General features: G+C 48.4%; 24 protein-coding genes. All 24 read right to left on the bottom strand.

Annotated elements, in window-relative coordinates; translation table 11 throughout:
- Position 1: 1 nt before the first annotated feature.
- The 24 genes from hisC to RB160_RS15070 all read right to left on the bottom strand — a co-directional run bounded on the left by hisC (position 2) and on the right by RB160_RS15070 (position 24,152).
- Entirely contained in the window at positions 2-1,105 is a 1,104-nt protein-coding gene (gene hisC, locus RB160_RS15185; protein WP_316571271.1) for a histidinol-phosphate transaminase, read from the bottom strand.
- Positions 1,106-1,134: 29 nt separating this feature from the next.
- Positions 1,135-2,250, bottom strand: a complete 1,116-nt coding sequence (gene hppD, locus RB160_RS15180) for a 4-hydroxyphenylpyruvate dioxygenase (RefSeq protein ID WP_316571270.1) — start codon at positions 2,248-2,250, stop codon at positions 1,135-1,137.
- Positions 2,251-2,275: 25 nt separating this feature from the next.
- On the bottom strand, positions 2,276-3,751 hold the full coding sequence (locus tag RB160_RS15175) for a dihydrolipoyl dehydrogenase family protein (protein WP_316571269.1): 1,476 nt from the start codon (positions 3,749-3,751) through the stop codon (positions 2,276-2,278).
- Positions 3,751-4,974, bottom strand: a complete 1,224-nt coding sequence (locus RB160_RS15170; protein WP_316571268.1) for a dihydrolipoamide acetyltransferase family protein — start codon at positions 4,972-4,974, stop codon at positions 3,751-3,753. Before RB160_RS15170 ends, RB160_RS15175 begins: the two co-directional genes overlap by 1 nt.
- Positions 4,975-4,986: 12 nt before the next feature.
- Positions 4,987-5,955, bottom strand: coding sequence for an alpha-ketoacid dehydrogenase subunit beta (locus tag RB160_RS15165; RefSeq protein ID WP_396954729.1), 969 nt, complete (start codon positions 5,953-5,955; stop codon positions 4,987-4,989).
- 26 nt (positions 5,956-5,981) lie between these two features.
- Positions 5,982-7,049 (bottom strand): pyruvate dehydrogenase (acetyl-transferring) E1 component subunit alpha, encoded by a 1,068-nt coding sequence (gene pdhA, locus RB160_RS15160; RefSeq protein ID WP_316571266.1) that lies wholly within the window; start codon positions 7,047-7,049, stop codon positions 5,982-5,984.
- Positions 7,050-7,076: 27 nt separating this feature from the next.
- Positions 7,077-8,222, bottom strand: a complete 1,146-nt coding sequence (locus RB160_RS15155; RefSeq protein WP_396954726.1) for a Leu/Phe/Val dehydrogenase — start codon at positions 8,220-8,222, stop codon at positions 7,077-7,079.
- Positions 8,223-8,423: 201 nt separating this feature from the next.
- The gene (locus tag RB160_RS15150) at positions 8,424-8,810 is read right to left on the bottom strand and encodes a thioesterase family protein (RefSeq protein ID WP_316571265.1); all 387 of its coding nucleotides are present in this window, start codon (positions 8,808-8,810) and stop codon (positions 8,424-8,426) included.
- 38 nt (positions 8,811-8,848) lie between these two features.
- Positions 8,849-9,643: an ABC transporter ATP-binding protein gene (locus tag RB160_RS15145; RefSeq protein ID WP_316571264.1), complete on the bottom strand. Its 795-nt coding sequence runs from the start codon at positions 9,641-9,643 to the stop codon at positions 8,849-8,851.
- On the bottom strand, positions 9,621-10,649 hold the full coding sequence (locus tag RB160_RS15140; protein ID WP_316571263.1) for an ABC transporter permease: 1,029 nt from the start codon (positions 10,647-10,649) through the stop codon (positions 9,621-9,623). The genes RB160_RS15145 and RB160_RS15140 overlap by 23 nt, the downstream gene beginning before the upstream one ends.
- A gap of 94 nt (positions 10,650-10,743) precedes the next feature.
- Positions 10,744-11,748, bottom strand: coding sequence for an ABC transporter substrate binding protein (locus tag RB160_RS15135; RefSeq protein ID WP_316571262.1), 1,005 nt, complete (start codon positions 11,746-11,748; stop codon positions 10,744-10,746).
- Positions 11,749-12,024: 276 nt separating this feature from the next.
- A complete protein-coding gene (locus RB160_RS15130; protein WP_316571261.1) occupies positions 12,025-12,975 on the bottom strand; it encodes an NAD(P)H-dependent flavin oxidoreductase in 951 nt (316 codons plus the stop codon).
- Positions 12,976-13,017: 42 nt separating this feature from the next.
- A complete protein-coding gene (gene paaX, locus RB160_RS15125; protein ID WP_316571260.1) occupies positions 13,018-13,893 on the bottom strand; it encodes a phenylacetic acid degradation operon negative regulatory protein PaaX in 876 nt (291 codons plus the stop codon).
- 417 nt (positions 13,894-14,310) lie between these two features.
- On the bottom strand, positions 14,311-15,522 hold the full coding sequence (locus RB160_RS15120) for an acetyl-CoA C-acyltransferase (RefSeq protein ID WP_316571259.1): 1,212 nt from the start codon (positions 15,520-15,522) through the stop codon (positions 14,311-14,313).
- A 17-nt stretch (positions 15,523-15,539) separates the two neighbouring features.
- Positions 15,540-16,400: a 3-hydroxyacyl-CoA dehydrogenase gene (locus RB160_RS15115; protein WP_316571367.1), complete on the bottom strand. Its 861-nt coding sequence runs from the start codon at positions 16,398-16,400 to the stop codon at positions 15,540-15,542.
- Between the two features lie 99 nt (positions 16,401-16,499).
- Positions 16,500-18,017: an aldehyde dehydrogenase family protein gene (locus RB160_RS15110; protein WP_316571258.1), complete on the bottom strand. Its 1,518-nt coding sequence runs from the start codon at positions 18,015-18,017 to the stop codon at positions 16,500-16,502.
- A 51-nt stretch (positions 18,018-18,068) separates the two neighbouring features.
- Positions 18,069-18,842: an enoyl-CoA hydratase-related protein gene (locus RB160_RS15105; RefSeq protein WP_316571257.1), complete on the bottom strand. Its 774-nt coding sequence runs from the start codon at positions 18,840-18,842 to the stop codon at positions 18,069-18,071.
- A 15-nt stretch (positions 18,843-18,857) separates the two neighbouring features.
- Positions 18,858-19,637, bottom strand: coding sequence for an enoyl-CoA hydratase/isomerase family protein (locus tag RB160_RS15100; RefSeq protein ID WP_316571256.1), 780 nt, complete (start codon positions 19,635-19,637; stop codon positions 18,858-18,860).
- Positions 19,630-19,938 (bottom strand): EthD family reductase, encoded by a 309-nt coding sequence (locus RB160_RS15095; RefSeq protein ID WP_316571255.1) that lies wholly within the window; start codon positions 19,936-19,938, stop codon positions 19,630-19,632. Before RB160_RS15095 ends, RB160_RS15100 begins: the two co-directional genes overlap by 8 nt.
- A 61-nt stretch (positions 19,939-19,999) precedes the next feature.
- The gene (gene paaD, locus RB160_RS15090) at positions 20,000-20,506 is read right to left on the bottom strand and encodes a 1,2-phenylacetyl-CoA epoxidase subunit PaaD (protein ID WP_316571254.1); all 507 of its coding nucleotides are present in this window, start codon (positions 20,504-20,506) and stop codon (positions 20,000-20,002) included.
- Positions 20,507-20,771: 265 nt separating this feature from the next.
- The gene (gene paaC, locus RB160_RS15085) at positions 20,772-21,572 is read right to left on the bottom strand and encodes a 1,2-phenylacetyl-CoA epoxidase subunit PaaC (RefSeq protein WP_316571366.1); all 801 of its coding nucleotides are present in this window, start codon (positions 21,570-21,572) and stop codon (positions 20,772-20,774) included.
- The gene (gene paaB / locus RB160_RS15080) at positions 21,562-21,936 is read right to left on the bottom strand and encodes a 1,2-phenylacetyl-CoA epoxidase subunit PaaB (protein WP_316571253.1); all 375 of its coding nucleotides are present in this window, start codon (positions 21,934-21,936) and stop codon (positions 21,562-21,564) included. Before paaB ends, paaC begins: the two co-directional genes overlap by 11 nt.
- Positions 21,937-22,032: 96 nt before the next feature.
- Entirely contained in the window at positions 22,033-22,941 is a 909-nt protein-coding gene (paaA, locus tag RB160_RS15075) for a 1,2-phenylacetyl-CoA epoxidase subunit PaaA (protein WP_316571365.1), read from the bottom strand.
- Positions 22,942-23,480: 539 nt separating this feature from the next.
- The gene (locus RB160_RS15070; protein ID WP_316571252.1) at positions 23,481-24,152 is read right to left on the bottom strand and encodes a TerC family protein; all 672 of its coding nucleotides are present in this window, start codon (positions 24,150-24,152) and stop codon (positions 23,481-23,483) included.
- Positions 24,153-24,168 lie beyond the last annotated feature (16 nt).

Here is a 24,168-nt window from a genome sequence, read left to right as displayed (position 1 = left end):
CCTATACCACTCCTTCCGCAGCGAAGGTTCTTATCGCATCAAGAAATAAAACATTATCTTCCCTGCAGCCAAGAGCGACACGGAGAGCATTCGGATATCCGGGTGCCGAAATCCCCTTTACGAAAATCCCTTTTCCGGCGAGGGATGCCTCTGCCGCGAACGCGGATTCTTTTAGCAAAACAAATAGGAAATTCGCCTCGGACGGCAAAACCGTAAAACCCATTCCGGCAAGGCAATTGGCAACGTATTCCCGCTCCTCCCTGTTTTTTCCGGAGGAAGACGTGACAAAAGCGGTATCTGAAAGGGAGGCAGCCGCAGCAGCAGCGCCTGCTCTGTTGACGTTGAACACGTCCCTTACCTTTTGAAGTTGCCCTGAAATTCCCGGGTCCATCATCCCGTAGCCAATCCGAAGCCCGGCAAGCCCGTGGATTTTTGAAAAAGTACGCAAAATCACAACATTTTGATGCCGGCCAAGGATTGTTTTCGCGTCATTCATCGCTCCGGGACTGACATACTCCACATAAGCTTCATCAATCACAACCAGGACATTCTCTGGCACCCTGGAGATAAATTGAACGAGTGCATCTTTGTCGACAATCGTTCCTGTCGGATTGTTTGGATTGCAGACAAACACCATTTTTGTCCGTCCACAAACCCTTGACATCATTCCTTCGAGGTCATGGGATCCGTTAACGAGCGGAACTTCAACCGGCACCCCGCCTTCGATCAAAACATTGGTTTTGTACCTAGGAAATGTGCAGGAAGCCATGACAGCTTCATCCCCACGGCTAATGAATGCCCTTGTTAACAGGCGAATCACTTCATCCGAGCCGTTTCCGACTGTAAAATAACCTTCAGGCAGGCCGTGGAAATTGCTCAATGCTTTGTAAAGCCTCGAATAGGTGCCATCTGGATAGCAGCTTATCGCATCAAGTTCCCTTTTCGCCACTTCGAGGGCCAAGGGCGATGCGCCATATGGATTCTCGTTATCTGCCATTCTAATAATCCTGGAAAACCCCAGCTCTTTCTGCTTTGTTTCAGGCGGGGGGCCCAGTGGGTAAGGGATGACTGAGGCCAGTTCATCCCTTGGTTTAATTGTTGCCATACCCATTCCCACTTTCGTGATGCTTATTTTTATAGGTTTCCTCGCCTAGCCTGTTCGCGTTCGATCGATTCGAAGAGCGCTTTGAAGTTTCCTTCGCCGAATCCCCTTGCGCCTTTGCGCTGAATAATCTCTATAAACAATGTTGGCCTGTCGACGATCGGTTTTGAGAAAATTTGCAGAAGGTACCCTTCATCATCTCGGTCGACCAGAATGCTTAATTCCCTGAGTTTCGAAATTTCCTCGTCGATTTGCCCGACCCTTTCAGAAAGCTCTTCATAATAAGCATCCGGAGTGGACAGGAATTCAACGCCATTGTCTTTCAGGGCAGTAACAGTCGATACGATGTCTTCAGTAAGGATGGCCAAATGCTGGACTCCCGGGCCGTTATAAAACTCGAGGTATTCCTGGATTTGCGATTTCCGTTTTCCTTCAGCCGGCTCATTGATCGGGAACTTGATTCTGCCGCCGTTATGCATAACCTTGGACATTAGAGCCGAGTACTCGGTTGAAATGTCCTCATCGGAGAAATGCTTCATTTCCTTGAAGCCCATGACTTTTTCGTAATATTCAACCCACTCGTCCATGCTCTCGACGTTGCCAACCACATGGTCGATGCCAATCAGTCCGGTATCCGGGACCTGGTCAAATAGCGTGTACGGCTCATATCCAGGCATGAAAGGCCCCGTATACCCATCTCTTTGGACAAGTGTATGGATGGTGTCGCCGTACGTACCGATTACGGCTTTCTTAATCGTTCCATGCTCGTCGCTGAAATCCGTTGGGGCCATCAATGCAATTGCACCGCGGTCCACTGCCGCTGAGAAGGCTTTTTCGACATCATCAACGAGAAGGGCAACATCCTTTACACCGTCGCCATGTTTTTTAACAAAAGCGGAAACTTCGCTGTTTTCAACTAGCGAGCCAGTTAGAACGAGCCTGATGTTCCGCTGCTGTAGAACATAGGAAACAGTTTCGCGGCTGCCGGTCTCAAGCCCCGAATATGCAACAGTCCTGAATCCGAACGTATGGCAGAAAAAGTAGGCGGCCTGTTTGGCGTTCCCTGTATAGATTTCAAGGTAATCAACATCCCTTACTGGAAAAAAATCCTCCACCAACTCAGTCGTTTTCATTGTTTGTTCCTGCATGAAATAACCCTCCTATAAAATTAGTTTATTTAGTACCGGAAGAGATTCCGGCTTGTAAATTTTCAGTATTGACTGGGCTACTTTTCTTTTCCTTTTGCGGTTTTAAGTGAACGGCCTTTCCTTCAAGCCCTTCCGCAGCTTCAAGCAACGCTTCTGCAAGCCCGGGATGCGGGTAGGACGGAAAATGCACATCCTCCTCCCTGGCGCCCATTTCAAGGCCAACCACTCCACCGAAAATGAGTTCATGGGCTCCTTCACCGATAATATGGACGCCAAGAATCACGTCGGTTCCCCGTTCAGAAACAATTTTTGCGAAGCCCTCCTTCTTTCCGGTGATGGTGCTGAACCCATTCGCAGCCAACGGAAACTGGCTTGTTTTAATATCCAGTTTTTTGGCGATCGCCTCTTCTTCCGTCATTCCCGCCGAGGCGATGGGCGGCCGTGTAAACGATACCGAAGGCAGGAAGCGGAAATCGGCTTCCGGTTTTAGCCCGCAGGCTGCTTCAGCGGCCGTTTTCCCTTGTTTAATCGCTTTGGAGGCCAGGAAAGGCCCGCCTGTTATATCTCCTATTGCATAGATCCCCTTCACCGAGGTGCGGCATTGGGTATCAGTAAGAATGAACCCTTCCTCATCGTGTTGAATCCCAATTCTTGATGTTCCAAGCCCAGCTGAATCAGGACTTTGTTTTTCTTCGTAAAAGAAATGCGTTGCCTTGAGCACCTTTTCACCGGATGGCTCATTGAATGTAATGGCGACGCCGTTTTCCGTTTCCGCTACATCCTGTAAATTGCAATCCTTTACCATTGCTATTTTTTCCTTTTTAAAAATCCGTGCAAGTTCTTTCGATACCGCAGAATCGAAGGGCATTTGTTCCCCCTTTTTAAAAAGGATTGTAACTTCCGCACCGAGCGCCCTATAGGCCATGGCCATTTCTAACTGGAGTGAGCCTGCGCCGTATATTGCTAGGTGTCTTGGAATCGTATCCAAGAAGGAAATCGCCAATTGATTAAAAATTCTTTTGCTCTCGGGGTAAGAAGTATTCGGAACGGGCTGTACCCCCGCCGCGAGGATGGCGTCCTTGAATTCATAGATTTCGTAATTGTCGCCATCCTCCACGCCGATTCTTGTATCTGATAAGAAAAACGCAGACCCTTTTAGTATCTGAACCTTATTTGCTTTGCAGAGAGCTTCCACCCCTGCCCGCAATCCTTCAATTGTTCTTTTCTGATGTTCACGCAATCTATCAAATTGTATGCCCGCTTCCCCGGTGTCCAACCCATATATAGAGGCTTTTTTCATATCATCAAGCCTTTTCGCTGCTTCGGTTATAACCTTGGAGGGAATGCAGCCTTTATTGAGGCAAACCCCTCCCATGTCCGCTTTTTCAATCAGGACGACTTGCCTGCCGAGCTGAGCAGCCCTAATAGCCGCATGGTAGCCGCCCGGTCCGCCGCCAATGACAATAAGATCCGCTTGATTGGCCAATTCACCCACGACCATCAGCTTAGCTCCAATAAAAGCATTTTCGGATTCTCGATATAGGCGGCAAAGCGGTTCGTAAATTTAACGGCGGTTGCACCATCGGCAACTCTGTGGTCGAATGACATCGACAGGTTCATGATCGAGCGGATGACAATTTCATCGTTGTCGTTTACGACAGGCATCTTTTTCGTCTTATGGAAGGAAACAAGCGCCACTTGCGGATGCTGGATGATCGGGGTTGCGCCGATGCTTCCTCCAAGCGGACCGACATTGCTGACCGTAAATGTTCCGCCTTGGATATCGCTTACAGTAAGTTCGTTATTCAAGGCCTTTTCGGTAAGTGATTTCATTTCCCTATTTATTTCAGGCAGGGATTTTGTTTGAATAGCGCGGATGACCGGAACGATCAGCCCCTCCTCGGTATCGACCGCAATACCAAAATGATGGTCATCGATCAGCCTGATTTCTTCTTTTTGCTCGTCAAGAACGGCGTTGAAAATTGGATATTCCTTTAAACAGACGGATAAAGTTTTTAGGAAAAATGCAGTTGCCGAAATCGGACTCCCTGCTTCCTTTAGTTCATTTCTGAATTGGATAAGGTTTGTCACATCAATTTCTTCAAAATGGGTGCAATGAGGTATAGTCTGGATGGAATGAAGAAGGTTTTTGGCGATTTGCCTGCGCCTGCCCCTGAATGGAATGGATTGGCCCTGTTGCGGGGCCGGTGCGGGTTGGCGGGTTCGTTCCGGCTCTTTGGCCTTTATTGTGCCTTTGCTTTGTTCTATGAACCTGAATACATCTTCATCGAGGATTCTGCCGGCGGGGCCGGTTCCCATGATTTCTTCTATATTGACGGAATTGTCCCTCGCTAATTTCCGTGTGTATGGCGACGCCAAAATTCGTGGGTAGGTTTGTTTGATGGCTTCCCTCCTAGGAGCAAGGACCGTTTCCATGGCCGAATTAGCTTCTTTACCAATTTCCCCGCCACTTTCGGTTCCTGCTGTTTTCCCGGCAGCATCAAGGATGAGAAGAACCGTGCCCACCGGAACGGTATCCCCGGGTGAAACTTTGAATTCCTTGACAATCCCGGATGCGGGAGAAGGAATTTCAGCCACCATTTTATCTGTCTGAACTTCGATTAAGGGATCGTCCGCCTTAACATAATCCCCCGGTTTGACGAGGAAACAATTAATGCCGGCTTCAGCCATGCCCTCCCCAATATCATGGAGCTTTACCTCCATTCATTTCACCTCCTAAAACCGGATTACTTTTTCTATTGCAGCCTCTACACGCCTTGGTGTCGGCAAGTAGTGGTTTTCAAAACCAAAATATGGGACCGGGGTATCAAAACCGGTTACCCTTTCCGCCGGAGCTTTTTGATATAGGAAAGATGTGTCATTTATGATAGCAAGGATGTCGTTTCCAACTCCGCCGGTTTCGTGGGCTTCATGGACAATAACAGTCCTGCCGGTTTTTTGGACAGATTCGGCAATGATTTCCTGATCAAGAGGATACAAAGTCCTCATATCAATTACATCGCAATGGACTCCCTTTTCTGCCATGGCCCTTGCGGCTTTCATGGCGACCGGGACCATCGCCCCCCAGGTAAAAATGGAAACATCATCACCATCCATCAGCCGTTTTCCTTTACCAAGTTCAATCTCGTAAATTCCTTCGGGAACCTCATCCCTTACCGACCGGTACAGATGCATCGGCTCAAGGAATAAGACTGGATCCGGATCCAATATGGATGCGATAAGCAATCCTTTCGCGTCATAAGCCGATGACGGGCAGACAACCTTGATGCCCGGCATATGGGTGAACAGCGCTTCCGTACTGTCGCAGTGGATTTCCGGAGCCCGGACGCCCGCTCCATAAGGGGCGCGAATAACCATCGGAACCGTGAAATGCCCGAAAGTCCGCATCCGGAGCCTGGAGGCATGTGTCATGATTTGTTCATAGGCAGGATAAATGAAGCCAAGAAACTGGATTTCGGCGATAGGCTTAAATCCGGCGGCAGCCATGCCAATGGCGGCTCCCACGAAACCAGCTTCGGATAATGGCGTATCCATGACCCGCATTTCCCCGAATCTTTCCTGTAGCCCGTCTGTTACTCGGAATACGCCTCCGTTTTTGCCAATATCCTCGCCAAGGAGAATGACCTCATCATGTTTCTCGAGCATGGCGGCAAGGGCGTCGTTGATTGCCTGGACCATGGTCATCGTCCTTGTTTTTACAGCCACATCCACTACTTTCCGCCTCCAATCAGCTGTAGATAATCTCTTTTTTGCTTTTCTATCGGCCAAACCGGTTTCTCGAACACGTAATCGAAAATATCAGCCGGATTTGCAGGCGGATATTGTTCCATATCTTCGACCGCCTTTTCTATTTCCGCCGATACTTCATCCTCAAAACCCTTGAGAAGTTCCTCATCATAATACCCTTCATTTTTTAGGAACCGCTCCAGCCTGAGAATAGGGTCGATTTTTTCACGCTTGGCATGGCTTTCGGACTGGTCCCTGTATTTTGACGGATCGTCCGCCGTCGTATGGGCTCCGTATCTCCATGTTACCGCTTCGATTAATGTAGGCCCCCCGCCATTACGGGCCCGGGCAAGCGCTTTCAATGTTTCGAAATAAACCGCGAACACATCGTTGCCGTCAATCCTGACACCGGGAATTCCATAAGCAATTGCTTTTTGGGCAATTGTTTCGGAATTCATTTGTTTTCCAATCGGAACAGAAATCGCATAACCGTTATTCTGGTTAAAAAAGACGACAGGAGCCTTCGTTACGCTCGCAAAGTTCAAGCCTTCGTGGAAATCGCCTTCCGAAGTCGCTCCGTCGCCAAAATAAGCAATCGAGGTGCATGATGTACCCTTCATTTTTTCAGCAAGAGCGGCCCCTGCAGCATGGGGAATTTGGGTGGCGATTGGAATGCCTGGCGGAAAAATTTTCTTGCCATTTGGCGGCACACATCCTTCGTTTCTACCATTCCAGAATAATAGGATGTTCCGGAGCGAATGGCCGAACACAAATGCGGCTCCATGCTCACGGTAGGTCGGAAACATCCAATCGTCGCTTTCAAGTGCGAGCGCGCTTCCTACCTGGGAGGCTTCCTGCCCTTCGAAAGGGGCGTAGGTGCCAATCCGCCCTTGCCGCTGGAGGCTTACCGCCTTCCTGTCAAACAGGCGGATTCTTACCATTTGCTTATAAAACTCCCAGGCAAGGCCACGGTTAATTTTTTCCTTTACGGAAGGCTCTGCAACATTGCCTTGTTCGTCCATGATTTGTATGATTGGAAAATCAACTTTCACTGCTATCGCCCTCCTTGGCAGGAATTATTAGGAACGGACAGCCCATTTCGGGCGCTTGTGATGGGAGAAGAAGCTGTTTCTCTTCACCCGGGCTTCAATCCTTGACTCGCAGAAATGGTTCGCAGCCTCGACCGTGGTCAGCCCTTCTTCCGCTGCACGACGGTATATATCAAGCAGGGAGTCGTAGATTGCCCGTGTTTTTTGCATCACACGCTCCTTATTCGGCGTGTACAATTCATCGGCAACTTGTATCAGTCCGCCGGCATTGACGATATAGTCGGGTGCGTACAAAATACCTTTAGCCTGGAGCAACTGCCCATGCCTTTCCTCTGCAAGCTGATTGTTGGCGGAACCGGCCACTGCAAGGCATTTAAGCTCGGGTACGGTATCGTCATTGATAATTCCTCCAAGCGCACACGGGACAAACACGTCGGCTTCCTGGGAATAGATTTCATTGCTTCCCACAGCTTTAACGCCGCAGCCCAATGACTTCGCATGTTCCGTGAGGCGGTTGACCGCTTCTTCATTTATATCGGTAACGTAAAGGTCTGCGCCTTCTTCCAAAAGCTGTTCCGCAACCTTATAGCCGACTTTTCCCAACCCCTGGATTGCATAGCTTCTTCCTGAAAGGCGGTCCGTCCCCCAGATGACCCGGTTCGTAGCCTTGATACCGTAAATCACGCCTTGCGCTGTCGGAATCGATGAATCGCCGCTTCCGCCGTAAGCTTCATCAACCCCGACAATGCAATTCGTTTCTTTCATCGCATGGACGAAATCAGAGGGCGTCGTCCCCATATCCGTACCTGTGTAAAACCGGCCATTGAGGGAATCGACAAACTGGCCGAACGCCCTGAATAGCTCCGGGCTTTTATCCTTCATCGGATCGCCGATGATTACCGCTTTTCCACCACCAAAGTCAACGTCCGCTGCGGCGCATTTATACGTCATCCCTTTTGATAGGCGAAGGACATCCTCAAGCGCTTCCTCCGTACTGGAATACGGCCTCATCCGGCAACCGCCCAAAGCCGGACCAAGCTTCGTACTGTGAATGGCGATGATGGCCTTCAGCCCGGTTGTCTCATCATTGCAAAAAACAATCTGTTCATGCTCGCCAATTTTCTTGAAAATGTCCATTGTGTTCGTGTCTCCCCCTGCAAATGGTAACGCTTTCATTTTTAGCTCCCCTTTCGGCTTGTGAAAAATCAAATCGGCTTTATTAAGAAAGGCGGTTTACAGTCCAGCTGAAGCTCTATGTACATATTTAAAATCAAACTGCTTCACCGCTTTAAAGCAAACGAAGCCCCTAGAAAGCAAGAAAGAAACAAACCCAATAATGGGCTGTTTCTTCGTATTGCCGCTGTTGCGCTAATTCGTCTATGATTTTAGGATACTGCTAATTTTCATTTTTGGCAAAATTTTCTGTTTTACATCGCCTATCCCAATTAGTCCATCCGGCCCGTAGGCCTTGACCTCGGTCACTACCGCGTTTCCTTCCATGGCTGAAAGTGAAGCTGTAACAGTAATTGCATCACCTTCAAGTCCCGGCGCGATATGTTTAATAGTAACCTCTGCCCCCATTCCTTCTTCGTTATCCTCAAGAAAGGGGAGGATAATCTTCCTGGAAGCCCATTCCATATGATAGACCATCCAGGCTGTCGAATAGGCGGGATGGACAACCTTTCCGCCAAACTCGGCAAACATTTCCTTTGTGACCGTGAACTGAATGGTTTCCTCCTGGCCAATTCGCATACCCGGCTTCATTTCATGTTCTCCCTATGTCGGTTAGTAATGAAAAAAAATTACGTTAAGAGTGCCCGGTCATTGGCCATCTGTGTGCCGCGAATCCGCTGGAACTCTTGTAGAAGGCTTTCAATCGTAAGTTTTTTCTTTTCTTCCTCATTTACTTCAAGGATGATTTGCCCTTTATCCATCATAATCAGCCTGTTGCCTAGGTCGATTGCCTGCTGCATATTGTGGGTGACCATAAGCGTCGTAAGGCCGTATTGCTCGATGATTTGTTTCGTTAGATTCGTGATCAGCTCCGCCCTTGATGGGTCGAGCGCGGCGGTATGTTCATCCAAAAGGAGAACACATGGTTCAGTAAAAGTCGCCATCAATAATGACAGCGCCTGCCTCTCGCCGCCGGAAAGAAGCCCCACTTTTGCGTTCAGCCTGTTTTCAAGGCCAAGATGAAGGGATTCAAGCACTTCCTTGAACAATTCCCTCCGCTTTTTCGTGACCCCCTGCCTGAACGTCCTCGTTTTATCCCGCGAGTACGCCATTGCGAGGTTTTCTTCAATCGTCATGCTCGGCGCCGTCCCCGCCATCGGATCCTGAAAAACGCGTCCTATCAGCTTTGAACGATTGTATTCTGTCATGTTTGTGACATTTTTTCCATCAAGGTAAATTTCACCGATATCAGGCGAAAGAGCGCCTGATATGATATTCATGAGGGTCGATTTGCCTGCCCCGTTACTTCCTATGACTGTGACAAAATCGCCTCTTTTAAGCTCCAGGTCAATATGGTCGATGGCGATTTTTTCATCGGGGGTCCCTTCATTGAAAACCTTATTAATCTGATTTAAGCGAAGCATGGACATCCCCCTTTCCCGCCTGGACAGTTTTCATGAGCGAGAGCCTTTCCGCCCTCTTTCTTGCTTTCCGCTTTCTTTCCTTTGCCCCTCCAAAAATCTTTGGGGTAATGAGTGAAATGATGACAATTAAGGCGGTGATCAATTTCATGTCGCCCGGATCAAGGAAGTCAATCCTTAAAGCGAGGGTAACGACGATTCTGTAAATAATCGCCCCGCCGACAACCGCAAGAGTAGCCCTGGCGATTGTTTTGGCACCAAAGAGCGCTTCTCCAATTATCACCGAAGCGAGTCCGATGATGATCATCCCGATTCCCATTCCAACATCGGCGAATCCCGATTGCTGGGCAATCATGGCTCCGGAAAAAGCGACCATTGAATTCGAAATTCCAAGAGCAAGGATGATTAGCAAATTTGTATTCGCTGAAAAGCTGCTGATCATTCGCTTATTGTCGCCGGTCGCACGCACGGCAAGGCCGATTTCCGTTTTAAGGAACCAGTCGGTAAAAAACTTGATTAGGAAGGTAACGATAATCATGAACAAGAGGATGCCCCATGTAGACGGCAAACTGTCCCCAAGGCCGAATGAAACAAGAAGATTGTTCATGAATGCATCAATGCCCGCCTTTTCGAACAAACCGCTTACCGTTGATAAAGAAGTATCCTGGTTTAGAAGAGTCACATTCGATCTACCCATAATCCTGAGATTAATAGAATAAAGGGCAATCATGACAAGGATTCCTGACAGAAGCGCATTTATTTTCCCGGCCGTATGGAGGATGCCTGTCACACAGCCCGCGGCAAAACCCGCAATAAGGGCTGCGACTGTCGCGACAAATGGATTGTAGCCATTCACGATCATTGTTGCCGCAATTGCGGCGCCTGTCACAAAGCTGCCATCAACCGTCAAGTCGGGAAAATCAAGGATCCTGAAGGATAAATAGACACCAAGCGCCATAATTGCGTAAATGATTCCTGATTCAAATGATCCGAATATTGCAGTAAACACATTCATCATCCTTCCTGTCCAGCCGGATGGCGGGGCAGTTTCCGGACCGCTCCCGCCATTTTCGGCTCCAACTTAGCTTGAAAGTTATCAGGGATTATTCCCCTTCGTAAAACTCCCCTGCTTCCTTCCACTCATCCTTCACTTCGAGGCCTTGTTCCTCAGCGGCCTTTTTGTTGATCATAAGCGTCAGGCTTTGAGGAAGCGCGACTGGAATTTCAGAAGCCTTTTTGTTGCCTGTTAAAATCTCGACAGCCATCAGGCCTGTTTCATAGCCAAGGTCATAGTAGCTGAATCCACTCGCGGCAACCGCGCCCTTTTTCATGGAATCAAGCTCCCCAACAAAAAGAGGGATTTTTTTGCTATTAGCTACAGAAATAACCGAATCCAATGCGGAAACCACTGTATTATCAGTAGGGATATAGATAGCGTCTACACGACCGACAAGGGATTCAGCCGCTTGTTTTACTTCAGCGGTTGTCGAAACCGATACCTTTACTAATGATCCGCCATTGTCTTTTGCCAGTTTTTCAACAGCCTCTACCTGTACGACGGAGTTTTGTTCACCGGAATTATAGACAATCCCAATTTTCTTTGCGCCTACTTCATTTGTAATAAAATCAATAGTCTTTTTCGTGGCATCCGGGTGGTTGTCAGTTGTTCCTGTAATATTGTCGCCTGGTTCATCAAACGATTTTACTAGGCCTGCGCCAACCGGATCTGTCACGGAGGTGAACAGGATTGGGATATCCTTTGTCACACCCAAAGCCGCCATGGCACTTGGAGTCGCATTCGCGAAAATCATGTCAACCTTGTCGCCGACAAAGTTTTGTGCGATTGTACGTGTATTGTTCTGGTCTCCCTGTGCATTTTGTTCGTCAAAGCTTACCTTCAATCCTTTGTCTTCAAGTGCTTTTTTGAAGCCTTCAGTTGCGGCGTCAAGTGATGGATGGGGAGCAAATTGTGAAATGCCCACTTTATACTCTTTTTCTTTCTCCCCTCCATCGCCTGTCTTGCCGCCAGCCGAGTCCTTGCTGCCGCAAGCCGCTAGCATTAACATGCCGGCAAGAGCGATGGAAATCGTTTTTACATGTTTCTTCATAAAAATACCCCCTTGTTTTTAAGTGCCACCCAATATTGGATGAAAGCCATTATGTAAACTTTCTTTTGATGTCAATATGATATTTACTATCACCACCGTATTTATACCGTTATACTAACATTCGTAATATTTGTAAGTCAAACAATATTCTAAAAATTGAATATTATTGAAAATTATATTGGTATAAAATAAAAAAAGCAAGAGTAAATTTTATCCTCCTGCAAAATTAACGCTTAAACCCGTTGGCGCACTAAAGGGTTAGTAATTTTATTTTCATCAAAAAAGTTTTGTTTTCGCCGATTCCAAGGTTATTTTAGCCTCTTCTACCATTCTTTCAAGAAGTTCCGAGGTCGACGGAATGTCCGTGATTAACCCGGCTATTTGCCCGGCGTTCAGGAACCCATCTTTCAAATTCCCTTCAAGCGCGCCCAATTTATGATAATATTCGGCGGTCATGTTGATAAAATCGCTCAGGCTGATTCCTTTACGCTCTTCGTCTAGCAGCTTCTGGGCATACGGAGTGTTAAGGAGCCTGCGGATTCTCCCCAGTCCCCTGCCAACGATGATGGTAGATATATCTTCCGCATTTGTAATGAGTTGTTTATAGATTGCATGGAACGGGGCTTCCTTCACCGCTATAAACCGGGTGCCCATCTGCACGCCGCTTGCCCCCAATGCGAGTGCAGCAGCCAGGCCTCTTCCATCGGCTATTCCGCCAGCGGCCACGACCGGAACGGCAACCGTGCTTGCTACCTGAGGAATGAGCGCCATTGTTGTTGTTTCGAACGGCGAATTAATTCCTGCTGCCTCGTAGCCTTCCGCCACAATGGCATCCGCGCCCGCTTCTTCCGCTTTTTTCGCATGCTTTACGGATCCAGTGACAACGATTACCTTGACTCCCTCGTCGTGAAGCTTTGGAATGTAAGGCGCTGGGTTGCCCGCGGACAAGGAAACAACCGGAACTTTATGCGTCAGTACGAGGGAAAGGATCTCCTTGCCGTAGGGCGAAACGCCAAGTGGTACATTGACGCAGAATGGATGGCTGGTTCTAGACTTAGTGTCCAAAATCATCGCTTCCACTTCATCTGGTTCCATCGTTCCGGCGCCAATCGTCCCCAAACCTCCTCCTTCTGAAACAGCTGCAGCCAATTGGGCATTGCTGATATTGCCCATGCCTCCCTGAATAATAGGGAAACGGATTCCAAGTATTTCTGCTAGCTTATTCACAAATTCCATCCTTCCGTTTAGAAACCGTTATAAAGTTTACGGTTACTCGATGATAAATGGATGCTCAAGAACATCATAATCCTCATCGCGTTCCTCAAGCAGATTTCCCTCCTTGAAAACCGCTTCGAAAAAACGCGAAGCCGGCTCTGCTAGCTCCTTGTAATAATCGGAAAACAAAGATGCCGCATGTCCCCCCAACCATTTATCCGGCAGCAGTTCCTCGGGCAGGCCGGGGTCAATAAACAGGAATTTCCTGTATTCATGGACAAGTTTTGTCCTCTCCACAAAACAGTCCGCATCGGACATTTGTCCTTTGTGGATCATATTTTTGCCAATAATGTACTTTTGGCTGTATTCCTGGATGAAATCCTGGTAACGATGATTGATGTCCTCAAGGTCCCAGCATTTCTCGACAAGCCGGATATTTTCCTTTGGCCCTTTATATTCCGCGGCAAAAAAATCAACATAATCGGCAATTTTGTACTTATCAATCAGGTCATACACTTCGTTTTCAAGCGGATTGGCCGAAATCCACGAACTGTTCGAAAGTGTGCCAAACCCGCTCCAGACAAGTTCCTTCCTGAGTTCATCCCTTACATTCCTGATTTCTTCCGGAATGGAGTACATCAGGATGCGCCATTTGCCGTCCCAGGCTTCAGGCTTTAATTTAAAAATCCTTCTAGCGGCTTCCTCGATCCGCCTGACACCACGTGGAGTTAGGGAATAATAGCTTTTGTTCCCCGATTTTTCTGCCTGGACCCAGCCTTGCTTATTCATTCTGGAAATGGCCGCGCGAACCGACTGGCTGTTATGGCCGAACTCCTCAAGGAGCCTGATCAGGCTTCCAATCCAAATTTTGTTCCCGTAGTGGGAAATGTAGTCGCCATAAAGCGTAAAAATCATTGATCTCGTATTCACTATTCTGCTCACCTTTTCATGATGCTTAGGTAGATATAATTATAGAGATTCCTAATTAGAGAATCTTTTAAAGAAAAAGGTAGAAATAAATATTCTAATGTAACCTTGCGGTTGATTTCCTCTTCGGGCACACGCTTTCCACGGGGCGTCAGTTGAGCCTCCTCGGCGCTAGCGCCTGTGGGGTCTCAACCTTGCCGCTAAATCCCGTAGGAGTCGGTGCCCTCCGCTCCAATCAACTTACTTTCCAAATTAATTATCATGTGAACAACCTATATAGTTCCAGAGCCTGGCTAGTTTTCACCCTGTTTAAGTATCCTGATTATCTTGTAACAATTTGGCTTGTCGGGGCTGAACAAGGCGCTTCCACTTTTTATTTTACCACTACGATTGTTCCTGATTTTTCCGGACAAGTCAATTTTAAAGATCCGGGATCTCGATGATGGTGGCGATTCCCTGGCCTACACCTACGCACATTGTAGCAAGGCCGTAACGGGTTTTGCGCCTGTTCATTTCATGCACCAGTGTGGTGAGGATACGGGCGCCGCTTGCGCCAAGAGGATGGCCGAATGCAATGGCTCCACCGTTCACATTGATTTTTTCTGGTGCGATTCCCATTTCCTTTATACAGGCAAGTGATTGTGAGGCGAACGCCTCGTTTAATTCGGATAAGCCGATATCGTCCGGGTGCAAGCCCGCCCTTCGCAGCGCCTTTCTTACAGCAGCAATCGGTCCAAGCCCCATTACCCTCGGTTCAAGCCCTGCGGCGGCGGAAGCAGCGTATTTGGCGAGCGGTTTTAAGCCAAGAGCTTCCGCTTTTTCGGAACTCATTAGCAACAGGGCCGACGCGCCGTCATTTACCCCGGATGTATTGCCAGCCGTAACCGTTCCGCCCGGGAATAATGGCTTAAGCTTCGCAAGTTTTTCGATTGTTGTATCGGCACGTGGATGTTCATCCTGCTCAACGATGATTACATTTCCTTTTTTATCTGTGTAACTGACCGGCACAAGCTCATCCCGGAAGACTCCGCTTTCTATCGCCATCTTTGCCTTCATTTGGCTCTTGAAGGCAAATTCATCCTGCTCCTCCCTACCAATTGAGTATTCCCTGGCGACATTTTCAGCTGTTTCCGGCATACTGTCTGTACCAAACTTTTCCTCCAGCTTTTTGTTGATGAACCGCCAGCCGATGGTGGTGTCGAACAACTCCATATTTCCGCGCGGGAAACCGGAGTCAGGCTTTGCCATTACAAAAGGCGCGCGTGTCATGCTTTCGGTTCCGCCGGCGATGAAAATATCCCCTTCCCCGGCTATTATGGCCCTTGCCGCGTAATTGACGGCGTCAAGGCCAGAACCGCAAAGGCGATTGATTGTTGTCCCAGCCACTTCTACCGGAAGGCCGGCTAGGAGGGCTGACATCCTGGCGACATTGCGGTTATCCTCCCCTGCCTGGTTGGCGTTTCCGAATACCACCTCTTCAATTTCATTCGGGTTTACAACCGGATTACGCTCAACTAGAGCTTTGATGACGACAGCGCCAAGATCATCCGGCCTGATTAGTCTTAATGCTCCATTGTATTTCCCGATTGGCGTCCGAACCGCGTCAATGATAACAGCTTCCCTTCTTTTCATACTGATTACCCCCGATTCTAGGACTCTGTCCGATTGCTATAGTCATATACCCCTCTGCCGCTCTTCCTCCCGAGGCGGCCCGCTTTGACATATTGCTCCAGCAGCGGGGCGGGACGGTATTTTTCTCCAAGCTTCTCATGGAGGTATTTAAGATTGTTCAGCCTTGTGTCAAGGCCGACGAGATCCCCAAGTTCGAATGGCCCCATTGGGTAATTCAGGCCAAGCCGGATGGCTTTGTCGATTTCCTCAGGGGTTCCGACGCCTTCTTGAAGCAAATAAAAAGCCTCATTTCCGACAAGGGCGCTAATCCTGCTCGTTACAAAGCCGGGGAATTCATTGACAACAACCGTTTCCTTGCCCATTTTTTCGGCGGCCACCCTGATTTTTTCTGCCGTATCATCGCTGGTCTCAAGACCCCGTACGATTTCGACAAGCTTCATTTTATGGACCGGATTGAAAAAATGCATGGCAATGACCTTTTCCGGCCGGTTTGTAAAAGACCCGATTTCCGTCGGGCTCATCGTGGACGTGTTCGTAGCAAAAAAGCAGCCCTCAGGAGCATGCCGGTCAATTCTTTCGAAGATGTCCTTTTTAATCGAAAGGACTTCCGGTACAGCTTCAATGATTAGATCTGCTGTTTTAACTGCTTTCTCCAAATCGGTTGAATAGGAAAGCCTGGCGATTCCCTTATTCATTTCGGAGTCGCTGAGCTTGCCGCGTTTTTTTGCACCTTCAAAAATGGACAGGATGTCTGCTTTCGCGGCATCAAGCTGCTCCTGCCTAATATCCACCAATACAACCTGAAATCCCCCTGCCGCGCTGACATAGGCAATTCCGCGCCCCATGACTCCCGATCCAATCACAACCACATTTTCCATACTCACCCGCCTGCCTCCCTCTATCATTCTTTTAAAAACAGCGACAAGCACCTTTTTCAAGGTGCCCGGCTTATTGTATTTGCTTAAATCTCCAAAACTTTAAACACCGAGAGGGTTTAACGGCTTCGGCCCGTAGTAGGAGATAATGCTCTTTGTTTCTGTATACAAATCTAGCGTCTCGATCGACAATTCTCTGCCAAATCCGGATTGCTTATAGCCTCCAAATGGTGTTCCCGGGAATGCGGAGAATGGGCAGTTGACCATAACGATCCCGGCCTGGATTTGCTTTGAAACCCTTGTAGCCCTGCCGTAATCCTTTGTCCATATGGCGGAGCCAAGGCCGTAATCACTATCGTTCGCAAGCCTGATGGCTTCTTTTTCATCGGAAAATTTCATGACGACAACAACCGGTCCGAAGATTTCTTCGCGGACGGCTTTCATACCGTGATTTACATTTGTGAGAATCGTAGGCTCATACCAGTAACCTTGTTCATAGCCTTCCACTTTTGCTTCCCGGCCGCCTGTTTCCGCCACCGCACCGTCTACAAGCGCCGATTTCACATAGCCATCAATCACTTCCAGCTGCGAGCGGCTGATGATGGCACCTACATGGGTCCCAGTATCGAAAGGATTGCCAAGCTTGAGTTTTTTTGTTTTCGCAATGAATTTTTCCATGAATTCATCGTAAATGTTTTCGTGTACATACAGCCTGGAGCGTGCCTCGCAAGACTGGCCGCTGTTATAGAAAATGCCAAAGAGCGACCCGTCGACAGCGGCGTCAATGTCGGCGTCGTCAAAAACGATATTCGGCGATTTTCCTCCAAGCTCAAGCGTTACACGTTTCATCGTCTGCGACGCCTTGGCCATGATATCCTTCCCAATCGGCGTGGAACCGGTAAAGGCGACTTTGTCGACCTTCGGGTGTTCAACAAGGTAATTGCCGATCTCGGAGCCCGCGCCCGGAAGGATATTGACGACTCCAGCCGGAACACCTGCTTCGATACAAATTTCACCTAGGACAATTGCGGTCAGGGGAGTCAGGGATGCTGGCTTTACGACTACCGAACAACCGACCGCGATCGCGGGGGCGATTTTCCATGCGGCCATCATCAATGGATAATTCCACGGTATGATTTGCGCGCAGACACCGACAGGCTCCTTCTCGGTAATGTTCTGGAACGCGCCCGGCATGCTGTTGACGGCTCCCCTGTGGCTGACAATCGCGCCAGCGTAAAATTCAAAATCCTCGATTGCCTGCATGACTTGGCCCTGGGCGGCGGACAGCGATTTACCGGTATCAAGTATCTCCAATTCCACAAGTTCATTGAACCTGGAACGCATAATTGAAGCAATTTTATTCAACGTCCTGGACCGTTTATTTACGGGGGACCGGCGCCATTTGCCGTTATCGAACGCATCCCTTGCAGCCTGGACCGCGCGTTCCGCATCTTCAATGGAAGCTTTGGCAACGCGGGCGATTTCCTCTCCTGTTGCTGGATTGATTGTCGCGTATGTTTCGCCGGAGTGGCTGTCGGCACGCTCACCATTGATGATCAGATGGTAAAGTTCTCGCTTCATTGCAAGGGTCTCGAATTTTTGCTCTTTTACTGTAGACATCGTTCCAACTCCTTTTTCGATTGAAATTTAGGGAGATTGAATAATAGAATGTTATATTCCTTTAAAGACCGCTTTTCGTTTTTCGAGGAATGCCTGGACGCCTTCTTTATGGTCGCCAGTCAGGCTGGCGATCCGCTGGCTTTGGGCATCCCTATCCAGGAACTGTTCGATTCCCGATTCCCAGCTTGCTTTCAAATTGCGTTTGATCAGGCCGATTGCCTTTGTCGGCATCGCCGCCAGCCTGTCTGCAAAGGCGGACGTTTCATCGAAAAATTGGTCCACAGTGACGACTTTTGTTGCGAGTCCGATGCGGAAAGCTTCGTCGGCACCGATTTTTTCGCCAAGGACTGCGAGTTCCAATGCTTTTGCATGCCCAACAAGGCGAGGCAAATAATAGAGGTTTCCGGCATCTGGGACAAGCCCGACATGAATGAATGCCTGGAGAAAACTTGCCTTTTCGGAAAGAATCCTGAAATCGCATGCAAGGGCAAGGCTCATCCCCGCTCCTGCCGCGACTCCATTGACCGCGGCCACGATTGGCTTTTCGCATTTTTCTATTTCCATAACCATTGGGTTGTAGAGTTTCCTGAGCACATCGCTATAGTCGGTATTTTCATCCACGTCCCCCAAATCCTGCCCGGAACAAAACGCCCTTCCTGCACCTGTAATGACAATGGCCCGCACAGAACTTTCCCTTGCCGCTGTCCGTACCGCCGAAGCGACATCCTTATTCAGCTGTGCGGTAAAAGCATTCAGCTTATCTGGCCGGTTAAGGGTAATCCATGCAGTTTCCCCGCGTACTTCGTATATCGCCGTTTCAAACAAAGCTATGTAACCTCCTCAACGGCCTTTAAATTGCGCCTTTCTCTTTTCAATAAATGCCTTCATGCCTTCTTTTTGGTCTTCCGAAGAAAACAATAGCGAAAAATTCTTTCGTTCGAACTGCATTCCTTCATATATGGAAGCGTCTATCGCCTTTAAAACGGATTCCTTAATGAACCGAACCGAGAGCGGAGGCATCTTTGCAAGCTCCCGCGCATACCGGGCTGTTTCCTCCATTAATGCCTCTCGGGCGAACAACTTGTTGACAATTCCGAAATCGCTCGCTTCCTTTGCGGATATGCGTTTCCCGGTGAATAGCCACTCCATCGCCTTTGTTTTCCCGACAAGCTTTGTCAGCCTGACAGTACCGCCAGCGCCAGGCATCACCCCGAGAAGAACTTCGGGAAAGCCAAACTCAGCGTCCTCCGTGGCAAAAAGCAGGTCGCAACATAATGCCAGCTCGAATGCCCCGCCAAGCGCAAAGCCATGGACAGCCCCAATAATCGGCTTTTTAATCCATGACAATCGGTCCCAATCTGTAAATTGATTGAGCAGTTCCATTTCGATTGATTCTGCAGCGGCCATTTCATCAATATCAGCCCCGGCCGCAAAGCAACGCCCCTTTCCGCTCAGGACAATGACCCGAACGTCATTCGCTTTATCGAAATCTTCCATTGCGCCAAGGATTTCGGCAACCATTCCCCGGTTGAGGGCGTTCAGGACTTCAGGCCGGTTCAGTTCGATAAACGCAACAGGCCCTTCCGTTCTTGTTTCAATGAAACACGGCGACTTACTCATTTACTTCCTCGCCAATCATCAACGTGACTAGATCCCCGGCGAAACTCATTACATCCTTTCCGGACGCCTTTGCTTCATCGGTCTTCATGGCAGCTTTGAAGGAAGCCATGTCATCGTAATACATTTCGCACATTAAATAATAGGCTGGCTCCCCACCCATTGGGCTGCCTATAATCCTTGTAACATCCATTTTCCTAAGGCCAGGAATTTTCGAAGTCAAAGGCCCGTGGGTGTTAAAATAATGCTCGTCAAACGCTTCCTTGTTTTCTGGATGCTTGTAAAGCGCGATCATTTTAATCATGTTCTTCTCTCCCTTATTTGTATTAGGGCAAATCCGATATTCGGCTTTGCCCTGAATATCCTTACATCAATGTAGAAACTGGCTTCATCGCTTCGAACGGATTTTTGCATGAACGGCAGTACAGGATGCTCCTGCACGCTGTTGGGCCAAAAATATTGTCTAGCGTCGTATAAGGAGAACCGCAAAACGGGCAGTCCACTTCCCAACCACCCTCCTCCAGCTGCCTTGGTGGAGGGGCAATCCCGAATTCCTTCAAGCGCATACGTCCAGTTTCGGATATCCGGTCCGTCGTCCAAATCTGGCTGTAAACGAAATTTACGTCAATTTCCTCTAAACCATCAATTCCTTCAAGGGCCTTCACCGTGTTTCCTTTAATGATGTCCAGTGCCGGGCAGCCAAGGAATGTCGGTATCAAGGATACTTCCACCCTTGTACCGGAAACCGTAATGTCATGAAGCATCCCCAGATCGACAATCGATACAGAGGGAATCTCCGGATCCACCACCGAATAAAGCGCTTTCAAAACCGTTTCTTTCGAGAGTATTTCTTGCGGTTTGTTCGCTTCCACAACAGTCATTCCTTTGCCCGAATTTTAATTGCTTAGGAATTTATATAATTCAACGTTTGTTGATAACTCGAAAAAAGTTATCGGAATCCAGCTCCAGCGCCTAGCCCCTCGAGGTCTTAAGCCGGTTCCCTCCGGAGGGCAGGCCCGTCCTCGGAAATGCTCGCATTTCCTTCGTGCGTGGGCGAATTCAGGGATGCCACTCAGTGTCCTGCGGGCCCCGTCTTAAGCTTGTCGGGGCTGAGCAAGGCGCTTCCGCATTTTGTTTCTACCAACCTGCCGCGGGATCAAATCTGTATACTTCGCTCAGAATTGAGAGTGCATCCTCAAGATCCTGTGTGTGCTCTCCATTTCGTCCGGAGCCACCCGCCATTCCGAATTGTGCTGGCATCGATGCTCCAACCTGTGAAAAAACCGGTTCCATACTCGCAATCCACTGTTCCTTCATGTCCTGGCTTCCGGCGATTAACCCATGGCTTGTTAATGCACTTTCCTTGCTTCCAAGGGAGAGGACGTCCCCAAATCCCGCAAACACTCTAGCCATTGCTGCATCCATCCGTTCCCTAGCTTCTCCGCCGGCTGCCAGCAACTGGGTGAACCATGTTTTCCAATGGAGCTGGTGGTAATACAATTCTACGTTCACCCTTGCCGCGGCTTCGGCTAGTGGAATATAGCTTGAACGCATTAGCGCAGCCATTTTGATCCTTTTCGCGACAGTATAGAAATAATGGCGGACAACTGCAAACGCCCAATCGTAGCGGGGCTCATTCAAATAGGTCCCGGTTCCATTCACCAATTCAAGCAAAATGGCATTTTTCCGATCCTGCGCCGGCCGGCCATGGGCCAGATCGTCCAACTTTCCTTCGCCCAATTCTTCAAGCAGCCTGTAAAAAATAGCGGCATGGCCCATCGTATCCTGGCTGATAGAAGAAAAGGCGACGTCTTCTTCGATATGCGGGGCCAGGCCAAGCCACTCGGAGCCCCTATAGGCGACAATAAAGTCATCATCGGCCAGTTGGTAAAGCAACTCAGTGAGCGCTTCCCGGTAGCCCGGTATTTCAGCTGCCATTTCCGGAGTTTTGATTGACACGCGCACCACCGCCTCCCCATGACATGATTTCCTTTTCATCGAGCATTTCCTGTTCGTACTGGCGCCATTTCTTTTTCAGGTATCCATACCCTTTCGTATTCCGGTAGTCCTTGTTGTCCAGGCGTTTCAATGTCTCCTTTTCCTCGGCTGTCATTTTTCGGATGGCCGTCCTTTTCACGACCCAAATATCGGCCACAGGTTCCCGGCGCATGAAGTTTTCCTGCGCCATTACGAGGGCAAGCTCTTCATTTGGCGCTAGAAGTGAAAACTGATATTGGATTGGAGACGTTTCAGACCGTTTGCTGAATACTTCATATTCCTGGTAAAAGCTGTTTTCCGGCAAATGCGCCCCTCCTTTCTTCTTTATAAAATATTGTCTATTGGTCTAAAGATACATATTAACTATTGAACAATTCTATTTACCTTATAGAATTTGTATCTATGAAAGAACCGGAGCTCCGAGGGCTTCCCGGACCCATGCGTTTGTTTCGTAGGAAATTTTCCTGAGCCTTAGGCGTTCTTCCGATTTAGGTCCTTTGTTTTTGATGATCTCCTTGAATCTGCTCCAGTCAGGCTGGCGATAAACCCACTGCCCTGTTGCTTCATCAAAATGCATTGTGGGATCAGGAAGTTTCAAGCCGAGAGACAACACGCGTGGAATGTATTTTGTAAAGAAGTCCTGGCGCAATTCTTCATTCGTTTTTGTGCGGATTTTGTATTTAATCGTGATATCCTGTTTTGACGTGCCGGTCGTCGAGGCATCCCCCGGACCGAAGAACATGAGCAAGGAATCCCACCAACGGTTGAGGGAATCCTGGATCATCGCTTTTTGCGCATCGGTTCCTTCGGCAAGGGCGATGATAATTGACTCGCCGTGCTGGGCATGGAATACTTCTTCTGCGCAAATCCTCTTCAGTGCGCGGGCATACGGTCCATATGAGGCATCGAGCATATTCGTCTGTGTGATAATCGCAGCCCCGTCTACAAGCCAGCCGATCAAACCTGCATCCGCCCAGGTAGGAGCTTCCATGTGAAAAACATTATGAAACTTCAAATCTCCACTGAACAAATCTTCCATAATGGATTCTCGATTTTTTCCATAAGGTTTCATTAAATCCTCCGCAACACGGAGGAGGAGCTGGCCGTGGCCCATTTCGTCCTGTACTTTAGCCATAATCCCAAGCTTCCTTTTTAAGGATGGAGCCTTTGGAACCCATTCTTTTTCGGGCAACGCCCCCATGATTTCACTGATGCCATGCATGGAAATCAGCTTGATTAGCGTCTTTCTATATTCATCAGGCATCCAGTCATCCGCTTCGATTTTCTCGCCCGCATTAATCCGGTCCATAAACTGCTCGAGTCTAACATCATCAGACAAGTGATTTTGGTTTGCCAATGTATACCCTCCAGTCTTCAAATATTATATAACGGGTTTTTACCGCAGATGTTATCTTGTGTTATATATTTATTTCAAAAATAACTTCTTGATAGTGAAAAGTCAAATAATTATTCTGAAAATTGGTTATATTCCTCAAAATAGGCGGTTCGATAAGCAAAAAAAATAGCCCTTCACAAAAATGCGAAGGGCCCAAATTTATAGAAAGAGGGTGAGAAACTAACATAGTAATAAATATTCAGTTCTTTTCAAGGAAGGCATCCAGTTCAACATGGACAATTTCCAAATCAGCGCACCCATGGCTGGAATGCATTTCAAGCAATTGGTCAATATCAATCGTAACGAGATCCATGTCGCACCTCCCTGCTGCTTTTACCACATGATTCGGGACTGAACAAGCCTTTTTGGGGGTGTCCAAAAAAAAAAAAAAATTTTTGAAAAAAAAGTTAGTATGAAAAAAACCCGGCGGATATGCCGAGTTCTCCCACTTTTTAATGCTGTTCCGCGAGTTTCCGCTGTTTGAATTTGCCTGCGAAAATGACCGCGATGATTATTATGATGATAAAAGCCCACTTTATAAAAGGGTTTTGATGGAAGAAACCGGAAAGGAATTCTTCTTCCGTAATCATATGAGCCGCTGTATAAGCAAGCACCCCTGCTCCGAATGTAATAATGATTGGGAAGCGTTCCATCCATTTTAGGATGATTGTGCTGCCCCATACAACGATTGGGATGGAAATCAGCAATCCGAGAATAACTAGAAGCGGATGTCCGTTCGCCGCTCCAGCGACAGCCAGTACGTTATCAAGGCCCATTAAAGCATCGGCTACGATAATCGTTTTAATCGCCCCCCAGAAACTCGCGCCTGCCTTAATGTCATGCCCGCTTTCTTCGGTTAGGAGCTTGTACGCAATCCAAACAAGCAAAATACCGCCAATTAATCGGAGGCCAGGTATCATTAGCAGCCATACGACCAGGATTGTGGCTGTGGCACGGATAACAATCGCTCCGACAGTCCCCCAGATAATCGCCTTCTTCTGCTGGTTCTTTGGAAGCCGCCTCGCCGCGAGCCCTATTACAATCGCATTGTCGCCCGCGAGCACGAGATCTATGATGATGAGGGAAACTAATGCTGACCAAAACTCGGCTGAAAATAACTCCATTGACTAATCACTCCAT

The organism is Neobacillus sp. YIM B06451, assembly GCF_032667185.1.
Taxonomy (GTDB): domain Bacteria; phylum Bacillota; class Bacilli; order Bacillales; family Cytobacillaceae; genus Bacillus_D.
Note: the sequence above shows the minus strand (reverse complement) of the source record. Positions and strands in the feature narration are given on the sequence as shown.

Excerpts from the sequence above, each read along its gene's own strand:
- RB160_RS15145 (WP_316571264.1), bottom strand. The coding sequence starts at position 9,643 with ATGCTTCGCTTAAATCAGATTAATAAGGTTTTCAATGAAGGGACCCCC.
- RB160_RS15100 (WP_316571256.1), bottom strand. The coding sequence starts at position 19,637 with ATGAGTAAGTCGCCGTGTTTCATTGAAACAAGAACGGAAGGGCCTGTT.
- RB160_RS15170 (WP_316571268.1), bottom strand. The coding sequence starts at position 4,974 with ATGGAGGTAAAGCTCCATGATATTGGGGAGGGCATGGCTGAAGCCGGC.
- RB160_RS15175 (WP_316571269.1), bottom strand. The coding sequence starts at position 3,751 with ATGGTCGTGGGTGAATTGGCCAATCAAGCGGATCTTATTGTCATTGGC.
- RB160_RS15095 (WP_316571255.1), bottom strand. The coding sequence starts at position 19,938 with ATGATTAAAATGATCGCGCTTTACAAGCATCCAGAAAACAAGGAAGCG.
- RB160_RS15155 (WP_396954726.1), bottom strand. The coding sequence starts at position 8,222 with ATGAAAGCGTTACCATTTGCAGGGGGAGACACGAACACAATGGACATT.
- RB160_RS15150 (WP_316571265.1), bottom strand. The coding sequence starts at position 8,810 with ATGAAGCCGGGTATGCGAATTGGCCAGGAGGAAACCATTCAGTTCACG.
- paaA (WP_316571365.1), bottom strand. The coding sequence starts at position 22,941 with ATGGACCGGATTAATGCGGGCGAGAAAATCGAAGCGGATGACTGGATG.
- RB160_RS15135 (WP_316571262.1), bottom strand. The coding sequence starts at position 11,748 with ATGAAGAAACATGTAAAAACGATTTCCATCGCTCTTGCCGGCATGTTA.
- RB160_RS15070 (WP_316571252.1), bottom strand. The coding sequence starts at position 24,152 with ATGGAGTTATTTTCAGCCGAGTTTTGGTCAGCATTAGTTTCCCTCATC.
- RB160_RS15115 (WP_316571367.1), bottom strand. The coding sequence starts at position 16,400 with ATGGAAAATGTGGTTGTGATTGGATCGGGAGTCATGGGGCGCGGAATT.
- RB160_RS15110 (WP_316571258.1), bottom strand. The coding sequence starts at position 18,017 with ATGTCTACAGTAAAAGAGCAAAAATTCGAGACCCTTGCAATGAAGCGA.
- RB160_RS15165 (WP_396954729.1), bottom strand. The coding sequence starts at position 5,955 with ATGACCATGGTCCAGGCAATCAACGACGCCCTTGCCGCCATGCTCGAG.
- hppD (WP_316571270.1), bottom strand. The coding sequence starts at position 2,250 with ATGCAGGAACAAACAATGAAAACGACTGAGTTGGTGGAGGATTTTTTT.
- paaC (WP_316571366.1), bottom strand. The coding sequence starts at position 21,572 with ATGGCAGCTGAAATACCGGGCTACCGGGAAGCGCTCACTGAGTTGCTT.
- RB160_RS15120 (WP_316571259.1), bottom strand. The coding sequence starts at position 15,522 with ATGAAAAGAAGGGAAGCTGTTATCATTGACGCGGTTCGGACGCCAATC.
- hisC (WP_316571271.1), bottom strand. The coding sequence starts at position 1,105 with ATGGCAACAATTAAACCAAGGGATGAACTGGCCTCAGTCATCCCTTAC.